Below are 9,745 nucleotides of genomic sequence, written 5' to 3'. Positions count from 1 at the left end.
TCGGCCCTGACGAGACCGCAGCCGAGCCACAGGGGGCAAGTTGAACCATGCGCATCGTCCCTCTCACCGCCATGTTGCTCGGCCTGATGCTGGTGTCAGGCTGCTCGCATCCCGACAGGGTCGGCGATGGTCCGGTCGCACCCGCCCGCGCGTCCCTGCCGCCTTTGCCGGAACGCTGGCGGGCAGTCGCCGATGCCGCAGGGCCGGTCGCGGACGGATGGGTCGCCGCCTTCGGCGACCCGCGCCTCGCCGCGCTCGTGGCCGAAGCGCAGGAGAAGAACAGTGATCTTCAGGCCGCCGCGGCGCAGGTCCAGCGCGCCGCAGCACTTGCCCGTCAGGCGCGTTCCGGGCTGCGTCCGGCCGTTCAGGCGGTCGGCCTGGGTTCGCGCAGCCATATCGAGATCGATGATATCGAAATCGGCGGGCAGGCCGGACTGCCGGTGCCGTCCAGCATCGAATATGACAGCACCAGCTTTCTGGGACTGGCGCAGGCGAGTTGGGAAATCGACCTGTGGGGCAGGATCAGCGATGGCTGGTATGCCGCGCTCGAGAACGAGGCGGCTGCCCGCGCCGACTATTTCGCGGCCCGGCAATCGATTGCCGCGGGCGTGGCGCGCGCCTATCTGGTCTCGATCGAGGCTTCGCGGCAGGTGGGGCTGGCCGAGGAAGCGGTTGATACGCTCGAACATCTGCATCGCTTGGTGGGTCTGCAGGTCCGCGAGGGCGTCGCGATGGATGGCGATCTGGCACTGATCCGCGCCAATCTCGAACAGGCGCGCGAGGCTCTCGCACGGGCACAGGGCGCGCGGCGCGAGGCGATCCGTGCTCTCGAACTACTGGTCGGGCGCTATCCCGCGGCCGAGTTCGCCTCGGGAATTGACTTGCCGCCCATGCCAACGCCGCCGCCTGCCGGGCTGCCTTCGACGCTGCTCGAGCGGCGGCCCGATCTGGTCGCGGCCGAGCGGCGCGTCGCCGCCGCACTGCATGCCGAGGACCAGGCCAGCAAGGCGCGCCTGCCGCGCCTGTCGCTCACGGGGCTGGCGGGCGCGGTGTCGGACGCCCTTGAAAATATCTTCGATCCTACCGCGACCCTGTTCAGCATTGGCGGCAATGTCGCGGCGCCGATCTACCAGGGCGGCGCGCTGGCTGCCGGCGAAAACATTGCCGATGCCGAACTGCGCGCGGCGATCGCGCAATATGCCGGCGCCGCGCTGGCCGCTTTCGAGGAGGTGGAAACCGCGCTCGACAGCGGCGTGGTGCTTCGCCGCCGCCGGGACGCGGCCGTCATCCGCGTGCGCGAGATAGAGGAAGCGCTCAGGATCGAGGATCTGCGGTACAGGGTCGGCGAAAGCAGCCTGCTTGACGTGTTGCAGATCCGGCAGCAGGCGATCACTGCGCGCAGCGATCTGGCGACGATCGAGCGCATGGAACGCGAGCAGTTCGTCACGCTCAATCTGGCGCTCGGCGGAAGCTGGAACGCGCCGGAGGCTGATCCCCCAGAGATTTCCGAGAAGGATGGCGATGCGAACCCGTAAAGAACTCCGCCTGACCATGATGCCGGGACAGGCCATCGACCTGGTGCGAACGCTCGTCCTGGGAGTGCTCGGCCCCGCATTGCTGCTTGGCGGTTGTGCCAGCTTCGACCGGCAACCGTTCGAGGCCGCGCAGATCGAAGCCGCGCACGCGCCGGATTCGCCGAAAATCCGCCATTGGGCCAATTCCCCCGACCTGTTGACACAGATCTCGATCGCCCCGCCACCGCCGGGCGAGCCACTGCGCGTGCTCGCGCTGTCGGGCGGTGGGGATGACGGGGCCTATGGTGCGGGTTTTCTCAACGGATGGTCGCAAACCGGCAAGCGACCTGAATTTGCCGTGGTCACTGGAGTCAGCACCGGGGCTCTCATCGCCCCCTTCGCGCTGCTCGGGCCGGACTACGACGACGAGCTGAAACGCGCCTATACCGAGATCACGCCCGACGACATTTACAAGGACCGCTTCGCGTTGGCGATCCCGTTCTCGACCAGCGTCGCGACGACCGGGCCGCTCGAGGCTCTAATCGCCCGCTTCGCCACTGATGCGGTGATCGATGCCATCGGCGAAGAGCACCGCAAGGGCCGGCGCCTGTTCGTCGGCACCGTCAGCCTCGACCGCCCCGGCAATGCGATCTGGGACATGGGAGCGATCGCGGCCGGTGATGCGCCCGGTCGCTATGCCCTTTTCCGGCGCATCCTGCTCGCCAGCAGCTCCGTCCCGGTGCAGTTCCCCCCGGTGCTGATCGAGATGGAAGCGCAGGGAGAGCGAATCAGCGAACTCCATGTCGATGGCGGCACCATTGCGACCCTGATGGCCGCTCCGCCGGTCGCGAACGACCAGATCCTGCGGGACAGCCAGTCCCCAACGGAGCTGTATCTGCTGGTCAACGGCAAGATGGCAGGCGAGTTCGAGCTGATCGAAGCAGGTCTCTCCAGCATCGCCAAGCGGACGCTTGAGGTGATGCTCTTCTCCAGCCTCCAGGACCGTGTGGCCTCGGCCTATGTCTGGGCGAGATCGACCGGCGCCGGATATCACTTGACCTTTATCGAGCAGGACTTCGACGCGGACGAGCACGATCTTTTCGAGCAGGATTATATGCGCACGCTGTTCGACTATGGCGTGGAGCGCGGTCGGGCACAGGCATGGCAGGATAGTCCGCCATCGTCGGATCCGGACACTGTCGCATCAGCCGTGCCCGAAACGACGAGTTCCGAGGATTAGCGCCCGTCATGGCACCGGGACGAACATACCGCATGAGCTTCGCCTTTTCCGATATCCCCCATCAATCCGGACGGCCGGCCGTCGTTAACGGCGCCAATAGCGGCACCGGCTACGAGATCGCCCCGCACCTGGCGATGAAAGGCGTGCGCGTGCTGCTGGCGTGTCGCGATGCCGAGCACGGCACTTTGCGTGTCTTACAGGCCGTGACCGATCCGCAAGCGGAAGGCGGCGACCATCCCGGTCCTTGCGGTCTCATGGGGATGCGTGGCCAGACTTCGGGTCGCGCGGTCGTGACAGACCCGACTCGCGACCGGGAGATGACGAGAAAGCTGTGCAACAGGTCGGTTGCACTAACCGGAACAGAACCGGACATTGGCCCTGCTGTTCCGTCGCAGACAACGCCTCCCGACAGCGCACCGTAACGCGGATGCGCGACCGGCACCCTCCGTTCATGATACAGCGCGCAGCTTCTCATGCGTTCGGAAATACGGCACTTTCCGCAATCGGCTTGAGTGTCGCTAAGCACGCGGTGGGCCATCCCGGCCTGACGGGCGTTGCACTTGTCGAGGACGGCATAGACGCGTTTGCCATCCGCTCTCGACTCATCGCCGCGGCCGAAAGATCGATCGACCTGCAATATTACATCTGGCGCGACGATCTGACCGGTAATCTCCTGCTGGAAGACTTGCGCAGAGCGGCAGCGCGGGGTGTACGGGTCCGTCTGCTGGTTGACGATAACGGCATTCCCGGCCTCGACCGCAAATTGCGCTGGCTGGCCAGCGACCGCAATTTCGAAATCCGCATTTTCAATCCGTTTCGAAACCGACACTTCAAGCCGCTCGATTTCCTGCTGGATTTCCACCGCGTCAATCGCAGGATGCATTCGAAAAGCTTTACAGTCGACAATCAGATAACCTGTGTCGGCGGGCGTAATGTCGGAGACGAGTACTTCGCCAACCGAGAGCAGGGGATTTTTGCCGATGTGGATGCGCTTTGCGTAGGCGCGGTGGTGCAAGAAGTCTCCGAATGTTTCGATGCGTTCTGGAATTGTCCCGCTGCAGTCGAAATCGACTGCATCGTGAAGGAAGATCCGAAGCAGTACGCGGCAAGCGGGGCAACTGATTTCACGCGGTCAGTTTCCGGCCCCTCCGCGACCGATTATCTAAGCCGTGCCGCCGGATCTGTTTTGCTTGAGCGTGCGCGGGCCGGACGGATTGAATTCGAATGGGTGCCCGTCGAGCTGGTCAGCGATCGGCCCGCCAAGGTTTTCGGACAATCGCGTCAAGGCGATCTCATGGCTAGCGTCCTCAGGAGTCTCATCGGTCAACCGGAAAGGGAATTGCTCGTCGTTTCGGGCTATTTCGTGCCGACCTCATCAGGTGCCAGGGCCTTTGCGCAAATGGCACGCAACGGGGTCGATGTGCGCGTCCTGACCAATTCCTTTGCTTCGACCGATGTCGCTATGGTTCATGCCGGATATGCAAAGCATCGGCATTTTCTCGTGAAGTCGGGGGTGCGTCTGTATGAGATGCCTGCCCCTGGAGACCGGCCCAAGACCACCCGCAAATCTCTGCGTCGACCTTCGCCGCGCAACACAAACGAGAATGCCACCCTGCATGCCAAGATGTTCGCTGTAGACGGCCGTCGGGTCTTTGTCGGTTCTTTCAATTTCGATCCGCGCTCTTTCGCTCTCAATACTGAGCTCGGGATCGTCATCCAGAGTGAGAATCTGGCGGCACAGATGCACCACGCCTTCGATACCATGATCGCGTCCGGCTCCTACAAAATCGTCGTGGATGACAAAGGCCGACTGAACTGGATGGACATGCGCGACGATGTCCGTCAATGTGAACTGGCCGAGCCTGGAACCACATGGTGGTCGCGAGTGCTCACTCGCCTTCTCAGCAAAACGCCGATCGATTGGCTGCTGTGAATACCATCTGGGCGCGGCGACCTACGCGCCGACGTCATTCTCCTGGGTCACCAAATGGACCGTCCGCGTCGGGTAGGCGATAGCGAGACCGGCTGCCTTCAACCTCTCGAAAATGGCCAGCAGCAGTTCCTGCCGGATCAGTCGGCTTTCCGCGTAATCGGCAACCATGATGTAGGACCAGATCTCGATATCCAGCGAGCTCTCGCCGAAATGAGCAAATCGAGCACGGAGGCCATCCTTTTCAATCAGGTGGTGATCGCGCAGGATCTGCTCGATAATCTCCACGGCCCGGCGCAGCTGGCCTGCGGAGATACCGTATTCGACGCCGATCGTGGGATTGAAGAGAAAGCGGTCGCGCTTGGCGAAGTTTTCGATCTCGCGGGAGGAAAAATCACCGTTCGGGATGGTGACGAGCGTGCGTTCATTCGTGCGAATCCTCGTCGAGCGCATACCGATATCCTCTACGGTGCCGACAATATCTCCCGCGCGGCAGAAGTCTCCGACCTGAACAGGGCGGTCTGCGATGACGTTCAGGCTGCCGATCAAATTCTCCACGGCCTTCTGTGCGCCTAACGCCAAGGCGATGCCGCCAATGCCCAATGCGGCAATGCCCGTGGTCACATCGACCCCCAGCGTGTCGAGGACCGCTACCGTCGCCAATAGGAAGAGCACTATCTTTGCCGTACGCCGCAACAGGACGACGACCGACACTGCCTGCCGCCGCTGGCGGCGTTCCATCCGGGCACTAGCAACGCGTGCGATGGCATCGACCAGGCGCAGCGCAAACCAAGCAAGCGCTACCCAGCCAACGATACCGATATAGCGCAGCAAGGTCTGGCGCGCGACGATGGACGCCTCGATGCTGCCCGTCCACAGGTGGAAGGTCACCACTGCGAGAAACAGGCTGAGCGGCGGCAAGGCGGCCTGCGTGAAGCGGTAGATCGCGCTTTTCTCGCGGTCGGCCACAAAACGCCGCATGATGGCCAGAAGTCCGGCCGATATAAGCCAGTAGAGAAAGAAACTGCCGGCTGCGCTCCCGAGCAAGAGAGCCCAGTCCTGCAGCGGGGCTCCGGCCACCTCGGCGCTTTCACCGTCTTCCGGTTCAGCCGGATTTGTCGCCGCCACAGACACTGCTTCGAGAGCTTCAACGGTCTCCTGCGAAATCCCCCAGACCTCGCTGCCGACAGGGCTGTCGGTCCGGGTGAGAAGGATCGGCAGACTTTCCTCGCCGCCGAGCCTGCCTACCTCTTCGGTGTCGGCCGGCAGTTCATCGTCGAGACGCCCACTCGCTTCGTTCGACAAGGCACCGAAAGGCAGGAGCGTCCCCTGTTGGTCGAGCGCGGCTTGCAGCTTGGTGGCCCAGATCGCTCCTTGATCGACAAGTTGAGCCTCATCCTCTTCCGCAGACAGGTGGAAATAGTGAGCAGCCCTCGTGTAGTCCTTCGCCGCCAGGGCGCTGATCAGGCCGGTCACCGTTCCACGCGGCGTCTCGCGACCGAAAGGGTCGGTAGCCACTTCAGCGGCCTGCTCGGCCATCGGCTCCGCCACAGGAGCGATTTGAGCGGAAGCCGGTGTTAAGGCGGCGCAGGCGACCAGCAATAAAAGGGCAGAAAGACGGAGAACCGATATCGGTCCGATCGGGATATTATCTGGAAGGCGCTGGCCATCGCAGTTCCGCAATGGCTTCAACCCTACGAACCTACGAAAGACAGAGATTGCATTCCAACCGCTAAAGCTCGGCTCACTGATCGATCGGAGAGATTGCCTTGGGGGAAAGGCCATTTTTGCTGGCGCCGGCGATGAAAGAAAGTAAACTCACCGGTACCATGCCGTTTTCCGTTGCGGCAGGCAAGCGTTCATGTGGGCATCATTAGTCCGCGTTGCCCGCTGCGGAGCTTTGCCTGGCCATACCACAAAGGCCTCGTCCTACTGGGCAGCAGATCAGATGGCCGAACCAATGCAATAGTGAGAGAATAGATGTCACTTCCCCGCAGAACCTCAAGCGGCGGTCGTCCTTCAAAAGAGGAGGCCGAGAAACTAGGCGAGCACATATTGCAGGAAGCGCTGCAGGAATTTATCGCTAAGGGCCTCGATGCGTCCCGGATGGACGCGATCGCCGCTTCGGCCCACGTATCGAAGCGAACACTTTACGCACGCTACAAATCCAAGGATGAACTGCTATGTGCGACGATGGACTATGGTATTGCGAAGCACATCCGTCCGGTGAGCACTCTTCCTGCCAATGGCCCCATTCGCGAGTGCCTCGAAGCCGTTGCGCATAAATTTCTAGAAGCCTCGCTCACCGCAGAAGGCCGCGGCATACAGACCTTGCTGACATGGCTTGCCAATTACCGCCCCGATTTGCAGAACAAGATCAGGGCCAAAGCCGTGGCTGACGTTACCGGCGTTATGAACCAAATTCTAAAGGACGGCTACGCAAACGGAGAAATTGCGTTCTCAGACTTCCCGGCGATCGCTAAGATAGTCTTCGACTTATTATTCTCCTTGCCGAATTATGAAATACTGAGGGGCATGGGTCCCGAATATCATGGCAGCGAATCCGTCAGCCTGGACAAGGAACTTGATTTCGTGATGGCTGCACTTCGCACTGGCGTCGTCTTTTCGACGAATGGGCGGTAAGCTGGCGCATATCTTATAAATCAGTAACTTCGTTGCATTGGTTTGAACCTAAAGATATTTCAGTATCCTTCGGATTCATCGTGATCGGAGTGTCCAGAAGATGGCCCCGGCTCAATGTGCTCTGGAATCTCGTCGAGCAATGTTCTGCCAGAGGCGTACCGCCGCCCGAGCGTCTCGATAAACCCTTAGTAACGCTTCGCATCACGATCTCCTACAGATCAAAGCCGTCGTCGGGGTTGCGAGGCCTGTCGCGCCAGCCCTTGCATCCGTCGCCGCAAGGCCGATGCGCGCGCAGCTTCATCCGGGTCATCCTCGAAAATCGCGAACTCGCCGGTCGGTAACGAGTCCGGCGTTTCTCGTGCGATATCGAGATGATCGGGCAGTTCGGGTTCGCGGCGGAGCCCATGAGTTTTCTCCATGACGGGCCGGTCGGGAGCCTCTCTCCTGACCTCAAAACTTTCACGAAGCGCAGCGTCGCCCTCTTACTATAAAGAGAGCGACGCCGCGGTCTGGGCGACGGTGGAGGTCAACCTTACGGCTCTGACTGGTGATCTATTGGCGCTGCATTCAGATGAGGACCGCATCGGCCTCGACCTTTCGCCGGCAAGCCATGTGCTGGGTGATCCCACCGCGCTCGGACGGATTTTTGATAACCTCGTCGATAATGCCCTGCGCCACGCCTCGACCGTCACGGTAAGGAATGTTTCGGATGGCGGTAAGACCTGCTGGTCGTTTGAGGACGATGGCCCGGGAGTTGCGCCCGACCAACAACTGACGTTAGGCACGGCCTATGCCCGTTTCGATCCGTCACGCGATCGACAGACGGGCGGAGCCGGCCTTGGCTTAGCGATCGTCTGCGGACTTGCCGAAGCCATAGGCGGCTCCGTCTCGTTCCGGTCCAAGCCGGGCCGAGGACTGCATGTGCAAGTCGTGCTGTTGTCGGCGGGTAGAAGCTCAGAATGAGCGAGACTCCACTGCAGACTGATAATAATCGGAGGAGTAAATCAAATTGATAAAATTGAGGATCATCAACGATGAGTATCGTCGCTCAACTCGCGATCGGAACGGTGACCGTTGCACTTACCATCATCATGCAAGCGTGTTTTGCCGCAATAGCCTTCTCAGTCGATGATCGCTTCACGCCGCCTCGCACGCGAACAACACGCTTTGGAGCGACCTTGCTTCTTGCCGCTTCTACGATATGGATGCTGCTCGCTATCACGCTGGCGGCTTGGATTTGGGCGGGCCTGTTTATTGTATTGGGTGCCTTCGAAGCGCTGGAACCGGCGCTCTATTTCGCAACGGTTTCCCTGACGACGCTAGGCTTCGGCGACGTTATCCTCTCGCAGGATGTGCGGCTGCTGTCTGCGATCGTGGCTGCCAACGGCCTCGTCATGTTCGGTTTGAGCACTGCGTTTCTTCTCGAATTCGTGGGTCAGGTGCGCGAGGAGAAAGGCAGTTCGACGCGATCCCACATTTCGACGGCAGAATGACTTCGTACAGAACCGGCTCACTTTGGCTAGCATAAACGATTGTGCCTGCCCACTCTACCCGCATCGCCTTGTCCAAGTAGAAAACGCCGATCCGCCCGGGTTTCGACAAATAGTCTGGGGCTTGGCGCTTGCGTAGACTGGATGGTCAAAAGTGGAATGGCGGGTTGCGACTCTAATGTCGGTCCTAACCACCAACTCGGCGGTTCGCCAGAAGCAGATGTTCGCATGGCATGCGCTCAGGTCGGCTTCGCCCTCTCATCCCAGTCATCCGAGCATTGAGGGCTACGTTCCGAAAGCGGACGTCGGTTCGAGGGCGTCGGAGCGATGCCCATATCGGACAATAGGATTAGTCGGCTTAACGGAGATGGATTGGGCTTAAGGACATCTCGAACGGTGGCAACAAAGCGACCTGGGTTCGGTCTTTATCCGCCTTTGACTTGTGCAGGGTCGAGCGCCTGCACCGGGGTTGCGAGAAAGCGGAATGGCTCGGCGGTTCCTTGCTTCGCGGCCGCGACAGCGTTGATGAGCAGCGCCGCCGAAGCGGCAAACCCTTCGATTGAATTTGCCTTGCCAAGCCAGACCCGCGAGGCCTTGGGCGACACGCCCACGGTAACTTCCAGCGCGGCATTGCGCGAACGCGCGGCCGACCGGTAGAAGCTCTGGTCATCAAAGGGGTCGAGCGAATAGTCCAGATCCTGTCCGGCAAGGATCTTGGCATCGGCCTTCGTGGCACTTCTCCGGTGAACGCCCGACAGCCACAGAGTCCGCGCCTGGCCATTCTCCATGAGGTGGTCCCGCCTTGTTGGACAGGTTGGCGGCGAAGTTAAGCTAATCCCGGATGTGATTATGCCGCCATTTTGGTCATCAGATCGTGGGGGGCATGCCCCCCATGATCTGGTTCGCTGATCCGCCCGTAGGCCTCTGC

9 protein-coding genes are annotated in these 9,745 nt (G+C 61.1%); 7 read left to right on the top strand and 2 right to left on the bottom strand.

The window, feature by feature from the left end:
• The first annotated feature begins 47 nt into the window (after positions 1–47).
• From ACHFFA_RS10975 to ACHFFA_RS10960, 4 genes are read left to right on the top strand one after another with little or no spacing between them, the layout of a single operon-like run.
• The gene (locus ACHFFA_RS10975) at positions 48–1,535 is read left to right on the top strand and encodes an efflux transporter outer membrane subunit (protein ID WP_394270877.1); all 1,488 of its coding nucleotides are present in this window, start codon (positions 48–50) and stop codon (positions 1,533–1,535) included.
• Positions 1,522–2,754 (top strand): patatin-like phospholipase family protein, encoded by a 1,233-nt coding sequence (locus ACHFFA_RS10970; protein ID WP_158246558.1) that lies wholly within the window; start codon positions 1,522–1,524, stop codon positions 2,752–2,754. The genes ACHFFA_RS10975 and ACHFFA_RS10970 overlap by 14 nt, the downstream gene beginning before the upstream one ends.
• Before the next feature lie 32 nt (positions 2,755–2,786).
• The gene (locus ACHFFA_RS10965; protein ID WP_046903475.1) at positions 2,787–3,176 is read left to right on the top strand and encodes a hypothetical protein; all 390 of its coding nucleotides are present in this window, start codon (positions 2,787–2,789) and stop codon (positions 3,174–3,176) included.
• A gap of 29 nt (positions 3,177–3,205) precedes the next feature.
• Positions 3,206–4,687, top strand: coding sequence for a phosphatidylserine/phosphatidylglycerophosphate/cardiolipin synthase family protein (locus ACHFFA_RS10960; protein ID WP_191229312.1), 1,482 nt, complete (start codon positions 3,206–3,208; stop codon positions 4,685–4,687).
• Between the two features lie 21 nt (positions 4,688–4,708).
• Here the strand turns inward: ACHFFA_RS10960 and ACHFFA_RS10955 are convergent, their stop codons facing one another.
• Positions 4,709–6,223: a mechanosensitive ion channel family protein gene (locus tag ACHFFA_RS10955; protein WP_063612715.1), complete on the bottom strand. Its 1,515-nt coding sequence runs from the start codon at positions 6,221–6,223 to the stop codon at positions 4,709–4,711.
• 441 nt (positions 6,224–6,664) lie between these two features.
• On the opposite strand from ACHFFA_RS10955, the gene ACHFFA_RS10950 reads away from it, so the two are divergent.
• The 3 genes from ACHFFA_RS10950 (at position 6,665) to ACHFFA_RS10940 (ending at position 8,820) form a co-directional block, all read left to right on the top strand.
• Complete coding sequence (locus ACHFFA_RS10950; RefSeq protein WP_394270876.1) at positions 6,665–7,327, top strand: TetR/AcrR family transcriptional regulator; 663 nt, start codon at positions 6,665–6,667, stop codon at positions 7,325–7,327.
• 417 nt (positions 7,328–7,744) lie between these two features.
• Positions 7,745–8,290: a HAMP domain-containing sensor histidine kinase gene (locus ACHFFA_RS10945; protein ID WP_082347913.1), complete on the top strand. Its 546-nt coding sequence runs from the start codon at positions 7,745–7,747 to the stop codon at positions 8,288–8,290.
• Positions 8,291–8,361: 71 nt separating this feature from the next.
• A complete protein-coding gene (locus tag ACHFFA_RS10940) occupies positions 8,362–8,820 on the top strand; it encodes an ion channel (protein WP_087910621.1) in 459 nt (152 codons plus the stop codon).
• A gap of 422 nt (positions 8,821–9,242) precedes the next feature.
• On the opposite strand, the gene ACHFFA_RS10935 is transcribed toward ACHFFA_RS10940, so the two are convergent.
• Positions 9,243–9,605: a hypothetical protein gene (locus tag ACHFFA_RS10935; protein ID WP_394270875.1), complete on the bottom strand. Its 363-nt coding sequence runs from the start codon at positions 9,603–9,605 to the stop codon at positions 9,243–9,245.
• Positions 9,606–9,745 lie beyond the last annotated feature (140 nt).

The sequence above is a fragment of the Qipengyuania sp. genome (assembly GCF_043423005.1).
Classification (GTDB): domain Bacteria; phylum Pseudomonadota; class Alphaproteobacteria; order Sphingomonadales; family Sphingomonadaceae; genus Qipengyuania.
Note: the sequence above shows the minus strand (reverse complement) of the source record. Positions and strands in the feature narration are given on the sequence as shown.

What these genes read in the sequence shown, in the direction of transcription:
- ACHFFA_RS10975 (WP_394270877.1), top strand. Translation starts at nt 48, where the DNA reads ATGCGCATCGTCCCTCTCACCGCCATGTTGCTCGGCCTGATGCTGGTG.
- ACHFFA_RS10970 (WP_158246558.1), top strand. Translation starts at nt 1,522, where the DNA reads ATGCGAACCCGTAAAGAACTCCGCCTGACCATGATGCCGGGACAGGCC.
- ACHFFA_RS10965 (WP_046903475.1), top strand. Translation starts at nt 2,787, where the DNA reads ATGAGCTTCGCCTTTTCCGATATCCCCCATCAATCCGGACGGCCGGCC.
- ACHFFA_RS10960 (WP_191229312.1), top strand. Translation starts at nt 3,206, where the DNA reads ATGATACAGCGCGCAGCTTCTCATGCGTTCGGAAATACGGCACTTTCC.
- ACHFFA_RS10955 (WP_063612715.1), bottom strand. Translation starts at nt 6,223, where the DNA reads ATGGCCGAGCAGGCCGCTGAAGTGGCTACCGACCCTTTCGGTCGCGAG.
- ACHFFA_RS10950 (WP_394270876.1), top strand. Translation starts at nt 6,665, where the DNA reads ATGTCACTTCCCCGCAGAACCTCAAGCGGCGGTCGTCCTTCAAAAGAG.
- ACHFFA_RS10945 (WP_082347913.1), top strand. Translation starts at nt 7,745, where the DNA reads ATGACGGGCCGGTCGGGAGCCTCTCTCCTGACCTCAAAACTTTCACGA.
- ACHFFA_RS10940 (WP_087910621.1), top strand. Translation starts at nt 8,362, where the DNA reads ATGAGTATCGTCGCTCAACTCGCGATCGGAACGGTGACCGTTGCACTT.
- ACHFFA_RS10935 (WP_394270875.1), bottom strand. Translation starts at nt 9,605, where the DNA reads ATGGAGAATGGCCAGGCGCGGACTCTGTGGCTGTCGGGCGTTCACCGG.